Below are 22,328 nucleotides of genomic sequence, written 5' to 3'. Positions count from 1 at the left end.
AATGTCCAACAAACGCCTTCAAAATACATTTACAAGTACCTGCTGTTATTGCGGGGTAGGTTGCGGCGTGGTAATAAATAAAGAAAAAAACGGTAGCATCACGCTTGAGGGCGATAAAGATTATCCTGTAAATAAAGGAATGCTGTGCAGCAAAGGGCTTAACCTGCACTACACGGCCAATGATAAAACCGACAGGCTGCTATACCCTCAAATGCGTTATAATAAAAGCATGCCCCTGCAAAGGGTAAGCTGGGATGATGCATTGGAACGTACGGCAGCCATTTTTAAAACATTCATCAACAAATACGGGCCCGACTCGGTTGCTTTTTATGCTTCGGGTCAGTGCCTTACTGAAGAATATTATGTAGTTAATAAGTTAATTAAAGGGTTTATAGGCAGCAATAATATCGATACCAACTCGCGCTTGTGTATGAGCAGCGCTGTTGCTGCCTATAAAATTGCACTGGGCGAAGATACTGTACCACTTTGTTATGACGATATTGAACTGGCCGATTGCTTTTATGTTACCGGTGCAAACCCCGCCTGGTGCCACCCAATTTTGTGGAGGCGGGTTGAAGCGCATAAGGCAGCCAATCCTGCTGTAAAGATCATTGTGGTTGACCCGCGGGTTACGGATACCTGCAGCAATGCCGATCTGCACCTGCAACTGAACCCCGGTACCGATATCACCCTTAACCATGCTATAGGCCGGGTATTGATAGAAAACGGTGACATCGATATTGATTTTGTTACCAACCATGCCGATGGCTTTGAGCAATATAGCAAACTGGTATTTGAGCGCACCCTTGCCGAATCGGCCGCTATTTGCGGCGTAAGTGAAAGCGATATCAGGTTAGCGGCCAGTTACATCGGCGAAGCAAAGGGTTTTATTTCGATGTGGACAATGGGCCTAAACCAAAGTTCGGTTGGGGTAAATAAAAACCTGAGCCTTATAAACCTGAGTTTAATAACCGGTCATATTGGCAAACCGGGCTCTGGCCCGCTGTCGCTAACCGGGCAGCCAAATGCCATGGGCGGGCGCGAAGTTGGAGGGCTTGCCAATCTTTTGCCGGCCCATCGCAGCCTGGCAAACCCGGCAGACAGGGTGGAGGTACAAAAGTTTTGGGGCGGAGCGGAAATAGCCGCCAAACCGGGCCTCACCGCTACAGAAATGTTTGAGGCCCTGAATGATGGCCGCCTTAAAGCCATCTGGATCATGTGTACCAATCCTTTAACCAGTCTGCCAAATGTACGCATGGCCGAAGAGGCCCTGAAAAAAGCAAAGTTTGTAGTGGTTCAGGAAATCAGCAATAAACCCGAAACGCTGGCTTATGCCGATGTTATCCTTCCTGCCGCTGCCTGGGCCGAAAAGGAGGGCACTATGACCAATTCTGAAAGGCGCATCAGTTATCTCAGCAAAATACTTGAGCCGCCGGGCGAAGCTATTCCGGATAGTGAGATCATCTGCCGCTTTGCTCAAAAAATGGGGTACAAGGGCTTCGATTTTAAAAATGCATCCGAAATTTATGCCGAACATGCTAAGCTCACCGCCAAAACCAATATCGACATTAGCGGCCTTACGTATGATATCATCAGGCAGCAGCGGTCGGTACAATGGCCGTATAAAAAACGGCAGGCAGCACCGGGTACATCACGCCTGTTTACCGATAAGCAGTTTTATACGCCAACAGGCAATGCACAGATCAGCGCCGTGTCGGATCAGCACACCAGCGAATTGCCTGATGGCGATTACCCTTTTATCCTTACCACCGGGCGCATCCGCGACCAGTGGCATACCATGAGCAAAACCGGGAAGGTGAACAAACTTAACCAGCATATTAAACAATCGTTTGTTGAGATCAATCCTGCCGATGCTGCTGCATTGGAGATCAGGGATGGTGATGTTACCATAATTACCTCCCGAAGAGGCGAGGCCAGGGTAAAAGCCCGGATCACAGAACAGATAAAACAGGGTGTTATTTTTGTGCCAATGCATTGGGGCAAGATCCTGAATAACGACCTGCACCGCATTAACAATGTAACCAACGATGCTGTCGACCCGATATCAAAAGAACCGGATTTTAAGTACTGCGCGGTAAAGGTTCAAAAATATAAAAAGCCTTTTCAAAAAATTGTGGTGGTGGGCGCCGGAGCGGGAGCACATGGCTTTGTACGATCGTACCGGGAGCTTAACAAAGACGACGAGATCACCATTTTCAGTAAAGAGGACCACCCATTTTATAACCGCGTTATGCTGCCCGATTACATCAGCGGCGAACAACGCTGGGAGCAGCTGGTAAAAATGACCGATGAGGAAGAACCCGAACTTAAAATAAGATTATTGCGGGGCGTAAGTATCGAAAAGATTGATCGCGCCAACAAATATGTGCTGGATAGCCGTGGCGTAAAAACATATTACGATGTACTGCTGCTGGCTACCGGCAGCCGGGCGGCAATACCTAAAAATGTACCCTCGCTGCCCGGTATCTTCAGCATGCGCAGCCGTAACGATGCCGATAATTTTAAAAAGCATGTACCCAAAAACGGACATGTGGTTATTGTAGGTGGCGGCCTGTTAGGCCTGGAAATGGCTGCTTCCCTGCGGGAAATAGGGATAACCATTACTATTATTCAGCGTACTTCAAGGTTTTTAAACCGCCAGCTGGATGAATTAGGCAGCAGGCTCCTGCACGAAGAAATGGTTGACCAGGGCTGCGATATTTTTTATGACGATGAAGTGCAGCTATTTTACGGCCGAAATAAGCTTACAGGTATTGGTTTAAAGAGCGGGCGAAAAATTGATTGCGATGCCATGATCCTGGCTATCGGCACCACACCAAACCTGGAGATTGCAAAGGACTGCGGCCTTGAAATTAAGCGCGGCGTAATTGTAAATGAACGCCTGCTTACCAGCGACCCTAACATATATGCTATTGGCGAAATAGCTGAGTTTAACGGCACATTATACGGTATAACCGCAGCAGCCGAGCAACAGGCGGCTGTTGTTGCGGGGTATATGAACGGCGATATTGCCAGTTACTACAAGGGAAGCCTGTTTATGAATATCATTAAAATTCATGGTTTTGACCTGTGCAGTATCGGCTTATCCGACTGCCCTAATGATAAAGACTACGAAGAAATTGTATTTATAGACAAAGCCAAGCGCTACTATAAAAAATGCATTATTCACCAGGACAGGTTGGTAGGTACTATTTTGATTGGCGATAAAGGGGAATTCCAGGAATTTAGGGAGCTGATAGCCAATAAAACCGAGCTGAGCGATAAGCGCCTTAAATTACTTCGCAGTGGTAAAACAGCCGAACCTGTATTAGGTAAGCTGGTTTGCAGCTGCAATAATGTAGGCGCCGATAACATCCGCAATAAAGTAGCCGGCGGCTGCACACAACTGGCCGATGTTTGCAGCCAAACCGGGGCCGGAACAGGCTGCGGATCGTGCCGGCCCGAGGTAAAACGCCTGCTGGAAGAGGTGCTTCAGCAACAATTAGTAAAAGCTTAAACCAATGGATAACAAGCAACTGATCAAGATAAACCTGCCGGGCGGTGTAACCTCTGCCGGCGATTTTTATGAGATGCTCATCATTGCGCAAAATGCAGGTGCCGAACAAGTCCGTTTTGGGAACCGGCAGCAGCTTTATTTTGAAGTAGAAGAATCCCGGCTGGAAGATTTGGAGTTTGATATATTAAGCGCCGGTATCGATCATGAAATTAATGATGATGTTTATCCCAATATCACCAGCTCATATATTGCCGACGGGATTTTTAACCAGGAAAACTGGCTTAAGGAAGGTGTATATAAAGATATCTTCGACCTGTTTGATTATCAGCCCCAACTGAAAATAAACCTGGTAGACAGCAACCAAACTTTTGCTCCGTTTTTTACAGGTAACCTGAATTTTATTTGCTCGCCGGTGAGTAATTACTGGTACCTGTACATCAGGTTCCCTAAAACCAATATCCTTTATTGCTGGCCTGTGCTGGTTTATTCGGATGATATCCCCGCTATAGGCAAGGCAATTCAACAGGTAATATTTGCTAACAAATCATTGTTTTATGACCAGGCTGAAATTAGCCCCGATGAGCTTTATCAATTGGTTATTACAGGCCACCATTTTGTAATCCAGGAAATTGATCAGCCGCTGGCTATCCCCGAATTTCAATTGCCCTATTACGAGGGCTTTAACAGACAGGGCAATAAATACTGGCTGGGCATATACAGGCGTAACGAACTTTTTGACATCGAATTTTTGAAGGAGATCTGTAGCCTGTGCATGCAAACCAGGGTAGGGCAGTTATACATCAGCGCATGGAAATCTCTGCTCGTCAAAAATATTGAGGCCCGGCACCGACCATTATGGGGCAACCTGCTTAATAAATACCGGGTAAATATCAGGCATGCTTCAAACGAATTGAACTGGCAGGTTGAGGACCATTGCAGCAGGTGCCTTGAACTCAAACAGCTATTGGTACGTGAGTTTGAAGAAGCTGATTTACGTACTTACGGGCTTAGTTTTGCCATAAAGCGGTCGCCTAAATCAGGCATTTACGGTTCTGTCATGATCCGTGCCCGCATGCCCGATGAGTTTGAAATTGTACATACCCGCGATTTTAATCACAACACCCGCGAATTTGTAATATACAAACAGGGGGTATCAAAGGCTGATCTAAGCATGCACTTAAAAGCGCTTTGTGATATGTTTTACGAACAGCAATGCAACAATCAATTGCCTTTGCAAACAAATAAAAGCAATAATGAAATCAAGCCGGCTGATCAAAAAACTGTTCATCAATGCAAAAGCTGTTTTACTATTTATGACGAATTATATGGCGATATGCTGAATTCAATAGAGCCCGGTATACCTTTTGAAAGCTTAGTTAACTATGAATGCCCCACTTGTGGTTCGGAGAAAGAAAATTTTGCAGAGCTGACGTATGTTGAATGACGGCTGTTTCAATGAGGAACGTTTTGTACCGGGCCACCTGACTGCAAAACCCGAACTCTTTTATGGATGATTTGTACAATGCGGCTGGTTTTGAGAATAATTAGGCTGTGATACTTCAATCCTTAAAAATTAAGGATATTAAGAAGTGCGTTCAGTATTACACCTGAAACACCACCAATATTCTGAACCTTCATCTTTTAAAAGAGATTCTGTTTTATTTTTACACTCAACGCATATCCTTTCATTTCGTTCATCTTCGAAAGCAGTATATCCACAATTATGACAATGCCATATTGTTATTATATCATCATCAGCCATACACCATAAAAAGCTTTCGTTGCAACACTTCGGACAAATTTGAAAAGCCATCAATAAATATTTAACATTACCAAGTAAATATACCCTGAATATAGTTTAATAAAAAGCCTGCAGATTTTTCATCCAAAGGCTTTTTGAATAACGTTCCCATGTTTGGCATACCCTGGGTCATTTAGTGGTTCTTAAACTAAAAAAAACGAATTCTTTTATGGGTAACTTGCATTATGCAGGATTGGAGGATCATATTTCGGAGTTTTGAAAATAATAATTATTTCATCCATAATTTAGCAATCAATTTAGGGTAGCTTTATTTTTTGAAATAAGATGAATATTAAAGGTTTTTGTTTTTTACTGTGTATCACGCTTATCGTTACTGGTTGTTTTATTAGCGCAGGAACACATGGTTCTTTAAAGAACTATCGATACGCTATAAAAAAGGAAGACTTACAGCGAGCGATAATGAAGATAATAAAGAATAATCCTAATATTTATAGAGACACTTCTTTAGACAATTCATCAACCCATGCCTCCATTGACTCTACCGGGGCTTACTATTATAATGATATTAAAAATTATGTAACAATAAAAATAACCTCCGGACAAATAGTTAACGAGTATACTTTCAGGTATTATGGAGATGAAGAATATTGGAAGACTTCCAGCACCTCTGAAATATTTATTTGCTACGCATTCGACAAAAATCACAAGGGAGGAAGTGAAGGTAATGGCGGAGTGCCAAAAGAAATGTTAAAAGGGTTTACTGATATCTTTGAAAAGGAATTTATAAGTAACGTTGACCGTGAATTGAATTTGCCCCATACGGATGAATCTGATTAATAACAGCAAAAGCCTTGATACAGATTGACTGCAAATCTTCAACATAGATATAGCCCTTCGGGATTATTTTCAAAGTATCAATATTACCTTTTACAAATTAAGCACGATTACAAAAATTCCTGAAGCTCCAAACGCGGCCTGAAAGCTCCCCCTTCATACACCTGCCATAATTAACCGTCTTTCCCTTATCTTTGCGCAAAATTCAATATTAGCATACTGTGATTAATGTCAATAACATCTCCGTTTCATTTGGCGGAACCACCTTATTCAGTGACGTAACCTTCTCCATAAACGAGAACGATAAGATAGCCCTGATGGGTAAAAATGGCGCTGGCAAGTCCACCATCCTCAAGATCATTGCCGGTGCGTCCAAACCTACTACAGGCAACGTAACCGGCCCCAAAGACGCAGTAATAGCGTATTTGCCACAGCATTTGCTCACCCAGGATAACGTTACCGTTTTTGAAGAAACGATGAAAGCTTTTGACGAAGCCAATCAGATGCAGAAAGAGTTGGACGAAGTAAATGAGCAGCTCAATATTCGCACCGATTACGATAGTGACGATTACATGAAGCTGATTGAACGGGTATCGGAGCTGAGCGAAAAAGTTTATTCGCAGGAAGAGGTGAATTACGATGCAGAGGTAGAAAAAGTGCTGAAAGGCTTAGGTTTTGAACGCAAAGACTTTACCCGCCAAACTGCCGAGTTTTCGGGCGGTTGGCGCATGCGTATCGAGCTGGCCAAAATCCTGTTAAAGAAACCGGACCTGATCTTACTTGATGAGCCTACCAACCACATGGATATCGACAGTATACAATGGCTGGAAGATTTCCTGATCAACTCGGCAAAGGCAGTAATGGTCATTTCACACGACCGTACTTTTGTTGATAATATCACGAACCGTACCATCGAGGTAACCATGGGCAGGATCTATGATTATAAAGCCAAATACAGCCATTATCTTCAGCTGCGTGCTGAGCGCAGGGTACACCAATTGAAAGCCTATGAGGAACAACAGCGCTTTATTGCCGATAATCAGGAATTTATAGACCGGTTCAGGGGTACGTACTCTAAAACTTTGCAGGTACAGTCACGCGTGAAGATGCTCGAAAAGCTCGAGGTCATTGAGATCGATGAAGTGGATACATCCGCATTGCGATTAAAATTTCCGCCATCGCCGCGTTCCGGTCAATACCCCGTAATGGTTGAAGAGCTTACAAAAACCTATGGTGATCATGTTGTGTTCGAGAAAGCAGCTATGGTGATTGAGCGGGGCGAAAAAGTGGCCTTTGTTGGTAAAAATGGTGAAGGTAAATCTACCATGATCAAAGCTATCATGGGGGAGATCGATTTCCAGGGATCTTTAAAAGTAGGTCACAATGCCAAGATCGGGTACTTTGCCCAAAACCAGGCGGCTTTGTTAGATGAGAATTTAACGGTATTTGAAACCATCGACCAGATCCCCTTGAGTGATGGTACCATAAAGATCAAAGATCTTTTGGGTGCATTTATGTTCAGCGGCGATGATACCACCAAAAAGGTCAAGGTACTTTCAGGCGGCGAGAAAACTCGTCTGGCCATGATCAAGCTGCTGTTGGAACCAGTAAACGTGTTGATACTGGATGAGCCAACGAACCATTTGGATATGAAGACCAAGGACATCATCAAAGATGCACTAAAGGACTTTGACGGAACGCTGATTTTGGTATCGCACGACCGGGATTTCCTGGACGGGCTGGTAAAAAAAGTATTCGAGTTTGGTAATAAACGCGTTCGTGAACATTTTGAGGACATTAAGGGATTTTTAGCTTACAAAAAAATGGACAGCTTAAAGCAGATAGAGCAAAGCTAAATGAATAGCAGGGAAGAAGCGGAATGATGGGGATTCTCGTATAAAATGGTGCATAACCATCAAAAAGAGAGCCTGCAAACATTTGATTTGCAGGCTCTCATACTTTTCCAGTGGCCCTTAGACTACAAAAACCGACCCTTTTATGGGTGATTTGGATGATTACCCCCGTTACAATTAAACGTCTCCACGAATAAATCCTTCATGGTATTTAAAAATTTGCGCGCCAATAGATTTCAATGCTTCTTCTGCCTCTTTCGTTAAGTTACCAAAAACCTCTAAGCGCACAGCTGGTGCTATCGCTAAGAGTTCGGGAAATAAAGGCCCTACGTTCGCTAAATGAATTAAAATGGCTTCAGAATTCTTAAACCACTCAACAATAAATGCCTTGTTTTCCTCCGCATTCAGGTAAACCTGATATGCACTCATATCCTGTTCTTTTTCTTTGACAGACTCAATGATAGAATGCATAATTTTTTTGAAATCCTCTATTTTACCGTCAACAATTGTAAACTCTGTTGTGTATTGAACTTGATTTGTCATCGTATTTGATTTTAGTTATTAAGCATTAAAAAATGTTGTTAGGATAATAGCAATTGCGTTCTTCAATTGCCGGTAATTTGGCTAAGCGCGTGGCCATAGTCGGCCCGTCTTCTCGTTAGTTCTTCTCAATTAGTCTGCTGATTAAATTAAAAACCTCCAATGGTCTTTCTAATGGACTCACATGTCCGCCTTTAACTATTATCGTTTCAATTTTGGGAGGTGTTGGCACGAAATCTTCTTCACCTTTTAAAGCAAGGGCATAAACTTTCAATGTTTCGATTAAGTAAGTAGTATCATCTGCTTTCATCAAAACGGCTTTGTCAATTTGCCTGATCTGCCTGTTAGATAAGATCCCCATTGGCAGTTTTAGTTGATTGATCAATGGGGGATTTTCTTTTAATGATGCCTCGCCAAACATAGACTTCGCAGATTGTTTCATATAGAAGTTTTTGAACACCAACATGGAATGTTGAAAGCAGATGGTGTTCTTTTGTCCCTTTGTTGGCGCTTTAAAATTCATATTACACAACCCAACAGATTCAAACCTCGCAGGTTGCCTGTATGCAGCTCTCAAAATAGTCATGCTTCCCCATGAATGTCCAACTGCAATGACTTTGGAGATCTGTAAACTATCTAAAATCTCAATCAGCATATTCGCGCAATCATTCAAAGTCCAATTGGGTTCGATGTTTTCCCGGCTATCGCCATGGAAAGGCATGTCAACAGAAATTACTGTGCGGTCTTTTATTTCTTCTGCTTGTTTGTCCCATAGATGGTGGTCGAAGTATATTCCGTGTAAAAAAATAAGTGGTGTTTGGCCAGATGTATGTTTTTTTATATAAACTGAAATTTTCCCAATGCTGGTTAGTATTTCAGATTTTTGTGCCATTACATTCATTGTTACTAATTATAAATAATTAAGAAAAATAGTTATCTGGTGCTAATTGCTTATGGAAGGTGCTTGTTTGGAGAAACCACTACCTGTTAATTGCTGAACCATAAACGTTGACATATCGCCCAACGTAATGGATAGCTTTAGGCGTTTCCCGTCCAAAGTGGCGTGAGCCCTTCCTTTAGCAGGCTTGTCTACAATATTGGGACAGCGGACAATTGTCCAGTTGAGTTGGCTGTTCATGATGATGGGTTCCATGCGGTTCTTATCGTCGATAACCACTTTTAACCATTTCATAAAATAGGGGAGAATGATTTTAGTAAAATACCAGGGGTTGTAACCAATACTGTTTCCGGCTCCTATATTACTCATTGCGATCAGTCGTTTAACTCCTGATTTTTCCATTTCCGCAACAATTATTTTTGTTACATCAGACATGAATGTTGTTGGCTGGGTACTTTTTCCACTTACCCCAAGGCATTGAATTACAGCATCCTGATTTTCTAATACCTCCGAAACTTTATTTCTGTCCATAACATTACCTTCAATGATGGTCAGGTTTTTATCATTGATTGAAATCGCAGACTTATTTCTTACTAATATGGTTACCTGATGATTTTGCGCTAAGGCTTTTTTCAAAACGGCATTACCCGCGAAACCTGTAGCACCGAAGATGACTACTTTCATTTTTATGTTGGTTTATTTTCAAACCAAAAGTAGTCGCATTACGAAAGGCGCTCCTGACACAAAAGTGTCAAAATGAATTATGGGCCAATTTTTTTCTTATTCGCGTTAGTGATTGCCGCTCAATACCAAGGTAAGATGACAGGTAGGATAATGATACCCTGTTGAACAAATCCGGGTTTTCTTTTATGAAATCGAGGTATCTGGTTTCGGCAGTTTCAAACAAAAAGCTCTCAATTCTCTTATGTAGAATTTTCAAAGCTTCCTCTGCTACCAAGCGGCCATAGCGTTCCAAAATTGGAAACCTGTTGTAACCCTCCTGAATGTGTTTGTAGGAAAGGTTAACAACAATTGTTGGCTCTATACATTGAAAATAATACTTGCTGGGTGTTTGAGTGATGAATGCAGGATAATGGGTTACATAGCGGTTTTCCCGGACAAAATTCACCGAAATCTGATTGCCATTATTGTCAATATAAAATGTTCGCAATAAGCCTGAAAACACAAATCCTATTTCTTTTTGAATCGTATTTGCATGAATGTAAAAATGCTTTGGTTTTAGATCAGAAACTGTCAGGCCACTTATCAGATAGTCTAATTCAGCAGTTGTAACCTGGGGACAAAGTGCCTTAACTGAACTTAAATATGTATTGATCGCCTCTTTCAATTTAACGTATATATTATTTTGTAACTAAAGTTAGAAAAGAAATCCAACAAAAAAGCCCTCAGATTTTCACCTAAAGGCTTTTTCAATTTCATTCCCATGCCGATCCGGTGGATGGGTGTAACTGTGGTCTCAAAGGCCCCTATTTCTAATAATTTTATAGCGGATTTACAGCTATTAATTGACCTGGCGTTACAATAAGGCCGATTTCGAAAATGGCAATGAGAAGTGTTTCAAACTATTTTAAAAACCATACATACCACCCGAAACGGAAATTTGCTCACCCGTAATCCATGCTGCATCATCTGAAGCAAGAAATACCACGGCTTTCGCAATATCTTCGGGCTGGCCCCTGCGGCCAAGCGGTGTTTTAGCAATAAACATTTTTTCATACTCACTGCCTGCAGTAACGCCCGCGCTGGCTGCACCTTCTGTTTCCGTAGCGCCCGGTAAAATCGAATTGATACGAATGTTTTTTGCGCCCAGTTCTTTCGATAAAGCAATGGTGAAGGCATCTAAAGCCGCCTTAGTTGAAGAGTATAAAGAGGCTCCGGGCAAGGGGTATTTGCTGGCACCCGAACTGATATTGATGATATTGCCACCCTTATCGCCAAATAATTTCAATGCTGCCTGGATAGTCAGGATAGGCCCTAATACATTGACGCTGAAACTCTGATGAAATGCCGCTACCGAGATCTGTTCTATAGGCGCGTATCCCTGGGCAACCGCGTTATTTACCAAAATATCCAATCCGCCGAAAGCCTTCTCTGTTTCGTTAAATAGCCTGGTTACATCAGCTTCTTGGGATATATCGGCCTGTACCGAAATGGCTATGCCTCCATTGTCAGTTATTTCTTTAACCACTTTATCTGCGCCTTCTTTACTTGAGGCATAATTTACAACAACCTTTGCACCTTCTGCCGCAAAGTGTTTTGCGATAGATGCACCTATTCCTTTTGAAGCACCGGTAACTATCGCTACTTTGTTTTTCAGTTTACTCATTATTTCTATTTATTAATACACTTTTTGTTGATATTCATTGAATGTTTGATTTCAAATTCTTCAGGATTTTTCTGTTCTGAATCATATCCAAAGATGCTATGTTGTAACGAACTGCGTGTTGACATGAATCACTAAATAGGCTTGATACAGGTCAATTCAACGTGATGACCTATATCACATTAACCCGATAACAAATTGTAAAATAGCAACTTAAGATAGTGGCTAAAAACCAAAGCAGCAGAAAGCCAGACCAGTCACAACGGCGTATATTCCCTTGGTAAGCGATTTATTGTATTCAGGAAGATATATCGATAAGGGTTTCTGAAGCGGCAATTGAAAAGCCGCCCCCTTTGTGGAAAGCCTATAAAACTCTATTTTAAAGAGTTTTTCTTTAGCCGGCTCAAAGTTTCCGGGGATAAACCGAGATAAGAAGCGATCATATTTTGCGGAAACCGCTGTAGAAATTGCGGATAATTGCTGATCAAATCCTCGTAACGCTCTTCCGCCGTATAGCTCATGACGGTCTGCATTCTTTTCTGGTTTGCAATGGTATAATTTTGACTAATTACGTTCGCCATCGCTGAAAAGGCAGGTATATGCTTAAGATACTCCTCAATTTGCGCATTGGTTGATTGCAGAACCTCCAGATCCTCCAGCGCTTCAATATTAAAGCGACTTGGCGTTAACAGGTAAAAGCTTTCAAAATCGGCCAGCCACCAGTTTTCCAAAGATAATTTCAGTATATGCTCATGCCCTTTTTCATCTACCGAAAAGGTTCTGGCAGATCCTTTTACAATAAACCCGATATATTTGCATACGTCTCCTTCCTGTAAAAAGTATTGTCGTTTTCGAAGTTTTTTGGGTTTGAAATGTGCCATCAATAAATGCTTATCATCTTCTGAAAGCAGTTTGCCTGATATTTTTTGAATGTAATCAAAAAGCGCTTCAAAATTGGGCATCGTTCAAGTATATAATTATGCGCAATTTACTCAAGCTGCCTGATAAAAGACAAAAAACATCGTAAATCACTCAGTATGCTTGACGGCGTAAAAGTTAATTAAAGCAATAAAAATCCCTGCTTCAGGAAGAAACAGGGATTTGAAAGAAACTTATTCTTTTTTGTGACCACGATTCATCAGTCGAACTTGAACAAGTCCTGAAAGATGAGTTTTCCCCAGGTATTTCCGTGCGCCTGCACAAGCAGTCCGCCTTCCGAAAGCCCACCAAGTTTGATCGGCGCGAAACCGAGATTTTCTGCAAGCGCAGCAATCTCCGCTGCTGCGCCGTCATCATCGCTCGCCAGGAACACGACTCTCCTGCCACCATGTACGGCCGGGTCCTGGCCAAGAATGGCGGCTCCCAAATGGTTGAAGCCCTTAACCAGTTTTCCGCCAGTGAAGGCCTGCGCCACGAACCTGGCAGAAGGCTGTCCCCCCATCTTCTCAGCGGGTACGCCGTAGGCATTGGTCACATCCACGATGGTCTTCCCCTGCCAGTTGGTCAGCGCCTTTGCAACATCCGGGTGCGATTCAAAACGCACAGCCAAAAAGATGACGTCCGCTTTAACGGCTTCCGCCAGTGTTGTGGGAATGATCCCGGGGCCGATCGCGGCCGCATCAGATGCAAAGCTTTCCGGGTTGCGCGTGGTTGCAACGGATATTTCGATGCCCTTGCGTGCAAACGCCCTGGCCAGGGCCTGGCCGATCTTGCCGAAGCCGATAATTGCATAGCCCGCAACTTTGTTTTCTGATTTACTCATTTTGGAAATTATTTTTAATATTTAATGGCACGTTTACAAACTCGCGCCAGTGTGAGGATAATTATTTAGACAAATAGGTCATCCCGCCATCAACAAGAAGTTCGGCACCCAACATAAACGAAGAATCGTCGGATGCCAGGAAAACCGCTGTTTTACCAATGTCAGCTGGTTGCCCGATCCTGCCTATCGGCATTTGATCTGCAAAGTGCTTTTTTACCGCTTCCATTTGTTCTGCCGGAACAAACTTGTCAAATGCCGGTGTATCTGTTGTGCCTGGTGTGATCACATTTGCCCTGATCTTTCTATCTAAAAGGTCGCTTGAAAACCCTTTAGCTAAATAGATAACAGCTGCTTTTGCAGCGCCATAAAGCGTAAAATTCGCATATGCCCGATGTGCAGCATTTGACCCGATCAAAATAATCGAACCACCATCATTCATATGAGGAAGTGCTCTTTGAACCGTGAAATAAACGCTTTTCAGGTTCAGGTCAATGGCCTGGTCAAACGCGGCTTCGTCAAAAGTTGCTACTGTTCCTACTGCTCCGGCACCCGCATTGGCTACAACCACGTCTATCTTACCAAATTTTTCAGCTGTTGCTTTAAACACCCTTTCCAGGTCGGCAACGTTGGTTACATCGGCATTTATGGCTATAAAACCATCGCCAAGCTGAGCCGCAGCACTATCTAAAGTTTCCTGGTTTCTACCTACAATAACTCCTTTAGCACCTTCATTTTTAAATTCCTGGGCAATCCCAAATCCAATGCCACTATTACCGCCTGTAATAACTGCTACTTTATTTTTTAATCTGCTCATTATTGTTTCTTTTTTTTAAAGATTGAGCGACAAAGGTAGACCACATAAGTTATTTTTAGTAACTTTGTACTGATAAATAACAGTAACACCGGTGTAACCAAGTAACATGACGACGTGTAAAATAACAGAGTTTCAGCAGGAACAAAAGAAAAGGATGAGGTCCGTTCAGGATGCCATGGACGCATTGAACGGGAAATGGAAGATCGCTATTATCTCGTCGATTTGCTGTTACGGCAAAAGAAGATTTTCTGACATTCTGAATGATGTTGAAGGGGTTTCAAACAGAATGCTGAGCAAGGAATTAAAGGAACTGGAAATAAATCAGTTAGTGAAACGAACAGTTTTAGCTACACAACCCATAACTGTTGAATATGAATTGACAGAACACGGTAATACGCTGCAAAGCATCATCAGCGAACTTTCAGATTGGGGAATTGTACATCGGAAGAAAATTGTCGGGAAGTAACGTTTATTATTTATTGGATGCCAAGTGTGAAGTGTACCAGTGACTTAAACAGTCACAAGTACTCAGCCCTCAATCCAATCGCTGCATACTCGCGCCAGTGAGGGGAAAAGCCTTCAACTTTCGTTGAAAGCTTCCAGTGGCACCAATTGGGATCGAACCAGTGACACAAGGTTAAATAAGGAATTTTTATTTGACACGCTTGTATATTTCTACAGATTGGCCATTTGTTGCACTATTAATCACCTGGGTATATTCGTCATGACCATTCATCGTGACTTTAACAGTAAATTTATTACCCTGAAGAAGCCGGTAATTTGATATTTGCTCTTCTTCCCTAAGCGTATCATTACTAAAAGTAAATACCCCAGTACCAAACCCATTTTTAAAGATGTTTTTTTCCTTATTCTGAACGAACCTGTGTATGAAAATAAAATGTCCTCCCCAGAATATTTTATACTGCGTTACATTAGTTGGGATCGTGTCTTTGCCTTTTATTGTATAGGTTCTTTCCATTTTCCACAAACCATCAAGTACTGAGCTATCAGCTGGCTGGAATTTTTTATAATCTTCTTTCAATGCATATTTTACACCTTTTACCGTGGCAAAGTCGGGAATGACTTGGGTATAACCACCAGGTTTTCTTGTAATCTCAAGATTATAGGTTAAGGATGAGTCAAGCGCTCTGCTGGTATAAATACTATGTTCCTTAAGTCGGTTAGCAGAGTCAAGTGTATAAGTGCCAACACCAAACCCAACAGATGAATCAGGAACTATACTGGCGTATACATAGTTGCGATCCGTATAGATTTTAACTTGAGTTCGTTTAATAGTAGAGTCTTTGCCTCCTCGATCAAGCATCTGTTTTTCAAGTTCATATACACCCGACAGGCTTGCCTCAGAAGACTTCTCTTTTTTCTTACATCCCAAAATCAACAAGCTAAATAAAGCTGCAAAAATTAAAATCTTATTCATAATGCTTAAGTTTTAATATGATATAGGAATTTATTTCGTCTGGTAGAGGTTTTTATTTGGCGGTTGATAACTTAATTATTCAATAAAAAAGCCAAGTAAGGACAAAATAAATGTCTAAAATTTTACCACCATAAATAATACAATTGGTTACATAAACTTACAAATAATATATATGATAAGCAATTTGTTAGTAAATTATTAAAGACCTGTTAATGAACTATTTAAAGATAAAAAAAACATCTGATTAGATACGGGACGATGTGAATGTGAATCAATATTTAGTCGGAGAGAAAAGATGCCTTTAACAAAAAAAAGCCATTTTCTATTCGAAAATGGCTTTTTTGCTGTGGTCCCGACGAGAATCGAACTCCATCGGTCTAATATACTTTAAAGGCAGTTTTTGCCTGTTTTTGCTTCAAAAACTCACCAGTGTTTCATAAGCCCTGGCTGTAAATGTTATATCCAAATTTAAGGATTATTTTTTAAAATACCACCAAAGGGTGTTTTAAACGGGATTAAATTTCGCTGACTAATGCTAAATAATTGGACTATAAAGCTTTTAGCTTTGAATTACCTTAGTTGAGAAATGCCGCCAGCACTAGCTTCGTAGGGGAATCGAACACGACTCACTATCCACTGACCTGCAATATTTTATATGGGTATAATTTAGCTACGCACCGAATTACTCAACACTATTTGATGCAGATTATTTACAAATCTTAAGATATAAAGGTAAGAAATATGTTAAAATGTTCCAATCAATATATATATGTTTTTGGACAAATCCGTTTTTAAGTGAAATCATGTCAATATAAAACGATGAATCACTTTGCCTTTTCCGGGTATTCACGAGCCTCCCTGATATCCTAAATTTAAGGGTTCGAAAATGTTCCTTCAAAGACTCTATTTTATTTGGTTTTTATTTGTTACCCGTCAATTATAATGTTTTGATATTCAGAGCAGATGTAGTTTTTGGATGCAGAATTGAGTGAAAAACTAAAAGGCCTGATCAGCAAATGAAGTATGACGGCCTTCACTTGGCAGGCCGTATTTTTAATGATAAAAAATATCGTGAAACATTGGGAAATTATCAATATTATTTTCGTAGTTTTAGTCAATAATAAAAAACATCAATATCCTTGAAGTAGGCCGGCATTCAATTGAAATAGTTGATTATCAGTCTTAATTCAAAATGCTAAACCTTATAACATCTATCCGGCTTTTATTTGTTTTTGTAACGTGCTTCCCGATAATAAAAGAAGTGAAATGTTGTAATGCAACCTACCATCAACACGTCGGAATCAATATTATTTGATTACGGCATGGGGAAGTCAAGTAGTGCAGATTACTATTGCCACTTTTTCGAAACCGGCGTATGAAAAAACTTATACTCTTATTCATCCTTCCTTTTGTTTTTGTTTCAGTAATTAAAGGTCAGTCTGTCGAAGGTTATATTCCCGAATACGAACCCCAGTCAATTGTAGATGAAATTGATTATTCCAAATTAACCGATGTCCTTTATTCAGTTTCCTATTTATATACCATTCCACAAGCGCCCCCTAAAATTTATGATGCTAATGGTAACCTTCAGGTCTTTAATAAAACGCTTTTCGAGGCGGTCAAAAAAAATTGCTCCAAAATTAATTTATATTTGAGCATAGGGGACGATGGGCGGACTTTATCCCTGATCGCTGCAAACAGCACCCAAAGGCAGAATTTCGCCAGCAAATGTGCAGAGTTCTGTTATGCGAATGGTTTAAAGGGCGTAGACATAGATTGGGAAATCCCGCAAATCAGTGATTCCGATAATTTCAAACAATTGCTCTTTGATCTGCGGACAGCGCTAGATAGTAAGGGAATGGCTGTCAATAAACGATATAAACTCAGTATCGCTGCGGTGCGTTACACCGGATCTGACGGAATTTCTGCGGCTTCGTTAAAGTATCTTGACTACCTCAATATTATGGATTATGACGGTGTTAACAATTCACCCACATCACTTGCAAAGGACTTGATGACGGGTTGGGCAAATATTGGCGTTCCTTATAGCAAAATGGTTATTGGTATTCCGTTTTATGGAAGAAATGCTGCTAATAAAACAATGACCTACAGGGAGATTAATCCCGACACGGGATCGGAAACGTTATTTAAGAACGATTTATATAACGGTTATTATTACAATGGTTACAATACCATAAATGAAAAAATTACTTATGCGATGGGAAAAGGTGTCCATGGTGTGTTCTCTTGGGAATTAGCTCAGGACAAATCGACCAGTAATCAATATTCATTGTTAGGTGCTTTAAATAAAGTAATAAGTCAGTTTGCTACTTGTACCGACAAAAACGAACCCAATGATAATACTAACGACGCTACATCTGCTTTTACGACCCCGTTAAATTTAAGTGCGAAATCGGTAACGTTCAATGGTTTTATACCCGACCCATCAGATCAGGATTGGTTTAAAATACCTGTTGACGGAACGGGTACACTAACTATCACTTTGAGTAACCTGCCAGCAGATTACGACCTTGAATTATATCCCAGTAACGGCTTGGCCGGAGGTGCACTAAAAGGTTCCTACAAAGTGAGCGCGACAAGTGAAAACATTACCTATAACTATAGTAAACCCGCTTCGACAATTTTATACGCCAAAGTTTATCCGAAGAATAGTTCGCAATCCAGCGCTTGCGGAAAATACACGTTAACTATCAATTGGGCACCGCCATCGCAGGCGGCTTGCACGACGCCACAAGCGCCCGTTGCAAACTATGGAGCCGATGTTTGCTCAGCACCCGTAATGGTGACTGACCCGCAAAATATCACGTTAGCATTCACGAGTAATGGTGGCAATACGTTCGGCGCGCAAATCAGCAAATATCCTTACGGTACATCGAATATTACTTTTACCTCTTCCTGTCAATCGACGACGGCTCCTATATCGGCCACGGACCTTGTCAAAGGTATGCTGTACCGCTGGAATATGTATGCTTATGGCGGAACGGACTGCACTTCTTGTCAAAGCCCTGTTTCCAACACAAAATATTTTGGTATCCCCCCGGAGATCACAGCAGCTACCACACAATTGCCTTCGGGTGGAAACGTTACGCTCACCACATTGCCCCAGGTACCTGGAAGCGGCGCAACAATCAATTATAAGTGGCTTAAAAATGGTTCGGTCTATCAGCAAGGAGCGAGCATGACCAGCCTTTCGGTAACGTCCACCGGTACGTACACCCTGACGATTGAATATTTCGGCGGTGGCAATTGTGCTGTAATCAGTTCGACGGCAGCAAGCAATGCAATTGTAGTGACGGCTGCTATCGCCTGCACCAATTCGGTCAAGCCGGACAACCTGACCCAAAGCGTGGCTAATACGCCGAACGGGTCACAGGTTTTACTAACTGTGAATGGCGGCTCGCTGGGCACTAATGGGGTATGGAAATTATATTCAGGAAACTGCGGCGGTACATTTGAAGGCCAGGGACACGCCAATACATTTATCGTGAACCCCTCAGTTACCACTACCTATTATATACGTGCGGAAGGAGACTGTAATATCACTGATTGTGTTAGCACACTGGTTGTCGTTCCTTGCACCAACTCGGTTATGCCATCTGCTGTTACAGTTAGCACAGGCAACACGCCTAACGGGCCGACATCCATACTCACCGTTGTTGGCGGTTCTCTCGGTACGAACGCTACCTGGCGGGTTTATTCTGGCAGTTGTGGCGGTGTACTGGAAGGCTCAGGCCATGCGAGTACGTTTTTATTCAATCCCACGGCAACAACTACTTATTATATACGTGCAGAAGGCGATTGTAATTTTACGGATTGCGCGACAGCGACAATCTATGTTAAGCCAACCATTAGTTCATTCTCTCCTACAACCAGCCCCACCGGGCAAAGCGTGACGGTCACCGGCACAAACTTTACAGGCGCTTCCGCAGTAAGTTTTGGCGGCGTTCCGTCAACATTATTTACCGTAAACTCACCGACGAGCCTTACTGCTATGGTCGGCTCAGGAGCAAACGGTAATGTTTCCGTAACCACGCCGGGAGGAACCGCAATACTCAGTGGATTCAATTATATATTCAGCCTGCCAGTTACTAATTTTAATTTATCAGCAGTTAGCGCTTCGTGTAAGGGTTCAAATAACGGCACCATTAAGGTCACCGCAGCCCAGCACTTGAATTATACTGCGACGATTATTGGCAATGGTTTAAATGCACCATACCCGTTTACCGATTCCGTGAATATTAACAACCTTGCGGCCGGCAATTATAACGTGTGTATCACAGTAGCCGGTCAAAATGATTACCAGCAATGCTATTCGATGATCATTAACGAACCCAAAGATCTTTCGGTGTATGTAGCCAGTACTAATCCGGGTAATCAAGTCGTTTTAAATCTCGGCGGTGGCACAACCTATAATATTAGCCTGAATGGCACGGTTACAACAACCACGAATAGTCAAGTCACATTAAATCTTACGTCCGGCATCAACCGCATTATCATATCGACGGATAAAGCCTGTCAGGGGTTGATAGAAAAGGATATTACCACAGCGGATGAAAAAGTCGCCTATCCCAATCCTTTTGATAAAATCTTAAATATTAGTTTGGGTAAAGAACTGGTGCAAAAGGCGGACGTAAAAGTTTTTAAAATTGAGGGATTACAAGTTTTTAGTCAAACATTTACACGGGTGGCAGGTTCCATACAGATCGACCTGTCAAACTTACAAAGCGGCCAATACCTATTAAAATTATCGGCCGATAACAAGGACACCGTTTTTAAAATAATAAAGCGATGAGGAAAACGCTACCACTCTTAGCTGGTCTTTGCCTGATCATGGCCTGCCATAAAAAAAACAATCCAACGCCGACTATTCCTGCGCCTGATAAAGCGTCGTTAACTTTCCCTTCGCAAAATGCGGCCTGTACGACAGGAACGATTATCTCTGCCGTACAAAGTACAGTTACATTAACCTGGAATACAGCTGCAAATAGCGATAGTTACGAATTAGGTATCAAAAACCTGTTGACCCAAACTATCACCTATAAAAACACAACGGCGACGCATTTAACCGATACGCTGGACAGGAACACTCCTTATTCCTGGTTCATCGTCACCAAATCCAAGGCCTCATCGGATACCACAAAAAGCGACGTATGGAAATTTTATAATGCAGGCCCGGGCACCTTAACCTATGCGCCTTTCCCGGCAGACTTAGTTACGCCAGGTTTTAATCATAATGTACCTGCCGGGACTGTCAACCTCGCATGGAATGGTAGCAGCGTTGACAATGACATTGCCGGTTATGATGTATATTTTGGCACAAATACGACACCTCCTCTATTTAAAAGTAACGTAACTGATATGTTTTTGAACGCAGTAACGGTAACATCAGCCACAACCTACTATTGGAAAGTAGTAACTAAGGATTTGATCGGAAATACTTCGGTTTCTACTATTGCCCAATTTAAGGTAAACTGATGCCTATACGATAGTCGTTATTGCTATTGACTTTTAACTGACTTACCTTTTTCTCCAGGTCATAAGCCTGCTTCCTTAGTTCGTCTATCTTGCCAAAATCGAGGTCCTTTATCAAAAGTTCAAGTTCGCGTTGGGTAGCCGATTCAATTTCCCGTATCAATGCAGTGATGTCCTTTTCAAACAGTTTAACATAGCTCAATGCTATTTCATAATCAGCAACTGTGATCGCAGCCGGATCGATAATTTTGCCTAGGTAAGCCACGTAAAATGCGCGTTGCTTCAAATCGTCCGCGTCTCTCCACCAGAAAAAGTTACCGGCCGCCGTCGCGACGTGGAGCAAGCCATTACCAATCGTTGCCCAAAACCCGCTTTTTTTGTTAGTGCATTGACGGGAGAGTTGAACAATAAATAGAGAAGAAATCCTTGATCAGGTCATGACGGGTTTTGTGATGATAAAACAACTTGCCGAACCAGGATTGTTTTTTTACCCAGTTTTCTTTGCTGCCAGTAATGCGCCAAAGGTTTTGATCAGCTCTTCCGTGCTTAAAATCAAATGGGCAATCGCATTTTGATGTTCGCCCGCTTCCGCCAGGATATTGGCACATCTGAAATGGCGCTGGGCATTTAATTCAATGACTGGGTATATTTCTTCAAATTCCTTCGGTAAGATCCGACCAGTTCTTTGGCCACTCAGTTAGGACAGGTCGTTACATGACATTATAAGGTTTGGCCTAATATAAGTGAATGTTATGAATAAACTGAATCTTCCGGGAGGCTTGACCAGGACATCCGTGCGCTTTGGGGTATCGGGTTGTGTAGGCATTTTGGGAGAATTGAATTAGTAATCAGCAAATTGAAATGATCAAAGTGTTACGGAATCAACTGTTTGCTATTCAGGAATGGGAGGTCAATGGCTCCGGAATGTCCAACAATGACCTCTAAAGGGTCAAGGAATTCGCCTATCTGTAAATTCTTAGGAAAATGATCCCATGGCATTGTTTCTCCGCAATACATCTTCGTTTTATTTAGCTGTTTTGAACTGATATTTATAATCGTAATTATTGATTTGG

The 22,328-nt window shown here is 41.9% G+C and carries 18 protein-coding genes; 7 read left to right on the top strand and 11 right to left on the bottom strand.

Annotated features, from left to right (window positions below):
* Position 1: 1 nt before the first annotated feature.
* From ACFFGT_RS04300 to ACFFGT_RS04285, 4 genes are all read left to right on the top strand, one after another.
* Positions 2-3,517, top strand: a complete 3,516-nt coding sequence (locus ACFFGT_RS04300; protein ID WP_377021272.1) for a molybdopterin-dependent oxidoreductase — start codon at positions 2-4, stop codon at positions 3,515-3,517.
* 4 nt (positions 3,518-3,521) lie between these two features.
* On the top strand, positions 3,522-4,961 hold the full coding sequence (locus ACFFGT_RS04295; protein WP_377021271.1) for a rubredoxin: 1,440 nt from the start codon (positions 3,522-3,524) through the stop codon (positions 4,959-4,961).
* Positions 4,962-5,603: 642 nt separating this feature from the next.
* A complete protein-coding gene (locus tag ACFFGT_RS04290; protein ID WP_377021270.1) occupies positions 5,604-6,116 on the top strand; it encodes a hypothetical protein in 513 nt (170 codons plus the stop codon).
* A 218-nt stretch (positions 6,117-6,334) separates the two neighbouring features.
* The gene (locus tag ACFFGT_RS04285; protein ID WP_377021269.1) at positions 6,335-7,969 is read left to right on the top strand and encodes an ABC-F family ATP-binding cassette domain-containing protein; all 1,635 of its coding nucleotides are present in this window, start codon (positions 6,335-6,337) and stop codon (positions 7,967-7,969) included.
* A gap of 174 nt (positions 7,970-8,143) precedes the next feature.
* Here ACFFGT_RS04285 and ACFFGT_RS04280 read toward each other — a convergent pair whose 3' ends face one another.
* From ACFFGT_RS04280 to ACFFGT_RS04245, 8 genes are all read right to left on the bottom strand, one after another.
* On the bottom strand, positions 8,144-8,509 hold the full coding sequence (locus ACFFGT_RS04280) for a putative quinol monooxygenase (protein WP_377021268.1): 366 nt from the start codon (positions 8,507-8,509) through the stop codon (positions 8,144-8,146).
* A 115-nt stretch (positions 8,510-8,624) separates the two neighbouring features.
* Positions 8,625-9,398, bottom strand: coding sequence for an alpha/beta fold hydrolase (locus ACFFGT_RS04275; RefSeq protein WP_377021267.1), 774 nt, complete (start codon positions 9,396-9,398; stop codon positions 8,625-8,627).
* Positions 9,399-9,449: 51 nt separating this feature from the next.
* Positions 9,450-10,088, bottom strand: coding sequence for an NAD(P)-dependent oxidoreductase (locus tag ACFFGT_RS04270; protein WP_377021266.1), 639 nt, complete (start codon positions 10,086-10,088; stop codon positions 9,450-9,452).
* A gap of 67 nt (positions 10,089-10,155) precedes the next feature.
* On the bottom strand, positions 10,156-10,752 hold the full coding sequence (locus ACFFGT_RS04265; protein WP_377021265.1) for a Crp/Fnr family transcriptional regulator: 597 nt from the start codon (positions 10,750-10,752) through the stop codon (positions 10,156-10,158).
* 240 nt (positions 10,753-10,992) lie between these two features.
* Positions 10,993-11,751 (bottom strand): SDR family NAD(P)-dependent oxidoreductase, encoded by a 759-nt coding sequence (locus tag ACFFGT_RS04260; protein WP_377021264.1) that lies wholly within the window; start codon positions 11,749-11,751, stop codon positions 10,993-10,995.
* A gap of 371 nt (positions 11,752-12,122) precedes the next feature.
* The gene (locus tag ACFFGT_RS04255; protein ID WP_377021263.1) at positions 12,123-12,710 is read right to left on the bottom strand and encodes a Crp/Fnr family transcriptional regulator; all 588 of its coding nucleotides are present in this window, start codon (positions 12,708-12,710) and stop codon (positions 12,123-12,125) included.
* 176 nt (positions 12,711-12,886) lie between these two features.
* Positions 12,887-13,510: an NADPH-dependent F420 reductase gene (locus ACFFGT_RS04250; RefSeq protein ID WP_377021262.1), complete on the bottom strand. Its 624-nt coding sequence runs from the start codon at positions 13,508-13,510 to the stop codon at positions 12,887-12,889.
* A gap of 61 nt (positions 13,511-13,571) precedes the next feature.
* Entirely contained in the window at positions 13,572-14,324 is a 753-nt protein-coding gene (locus ACFFGT_RS04245) for an SDR family NAD(P)-dependent oxidoreductase (protein WP_377021261.1), read from the bottom strand.
* A gap of 106 nt (positions 14,325-14,430) precedes the next feature.
* Between ACFFGT_RS04245 and ACFFGT_RS04240 the strand changes: the two genes are divergently transcribed.
* Positions 14,431-14,790, top strand: a complete 360-nt coding sequence (locus ACFFGT_RS04240) for a winged helix-turn-helix transcriptional regulator (protein ID WP_377021260.1) — start codon at positions 14,431-14,433, stop codon at positions 14,788-14,790.
* Positions 14,791-14,976: 186 nt separating this feature from the next.
* Here ACFFGT_RS04240 and ACFFGT_RS04235 read toward each other — a convergent pair whose 3' ends face one another.
* Positions 14,977-15,762: a hypothetical protein gene (locus ACFFGT_RS04235; protein ID WP_377021259.1), complete on the bottom strand. Its 786-nt coding sequence runs from the start codon at positions 15,760-15,762 to the stop codon at positions 14,977-14,979.
* 1,375 nt (positions 15,763-17,137) lie between these two features.
* On the opposite strand from ACFFGT_RS04235, the gene ACFFGT_RS04230 reads away from it, so the two are divergent.
* Together ACFFGT_RS04230 and ACFFGT_RS04225 are read left to right on the top strand one after the other, a co-directional pair.
* Entirely contained in the window at positions 17,138-20,575 is a 3,438-nt protein-coding gene (locus tag ACFFGT_RS04230) for a glycosyl hydrolase family 18 protein (RefSeq protein WP_377021258.1), read from the top strand.
* Entirely contained in the window at positions 20,572-21,258 is a 687-nt protein-coding gene (locus tag ACFFGT_RS04225; RefSeq protein ID WP_377021257.1) for a hypothetical protein, read from the top strand. Before ACFFGT_RS04230 ends, ACFFGT_RS04225 begins: the two co-directional genes overlap by 4 nt.
* On the opposite strand, the gene ACFFGT_RS04220 is transcribed toward ACFFGT_RS04225, so the two are convergent.
* Both ACFFGT_RS04220 and ACFFGT_RS04215 read right to left on the bottom strand, forming a co-directional pair.
* Positions 21,245-21,520: a hypothetical protein gene (locus ACFFGT_RS04220; RefSeq protein ID WP_377021256.1), complete on the bottom strand. Its 276-nt coding sequence runs from the start codon at positions 21,518-21,520 to the stop codon at positions 21,245-21,247. The genes ACFFGT_RS04225 and ACFFGT_RS04220 overlap by 14 nt on opposite strands.
* Positions 21,521-21,742: 222 nt before the next feature.
* A complete protein-coding gene (locus ACFFGT_RS04215) occupies positions 21,743-21,892 on the bottom strand; it encodes a hypothetical protein (protein ID WP_377021300.1) in 150 nt (49 codons plus the stop codon).
* Between the last annotated feature and the right edge of the window lie 436 nt (positions 21,893-22,328).

This window comes from Mucilaginibacter angelicae, from assembly GCF_042434235.1.
GTDB lineage: Bacteria > Bacteroidota > Bacteroidia > Sphingobacteriales > Sphingobacteriaceae > Mucilaginibacter > Mucilaginibacter angelicae.
Note: the sequence above shows the minus strand (reverse complement) of the source record. Positions and strands in the feature narration are given on the sequence as shown.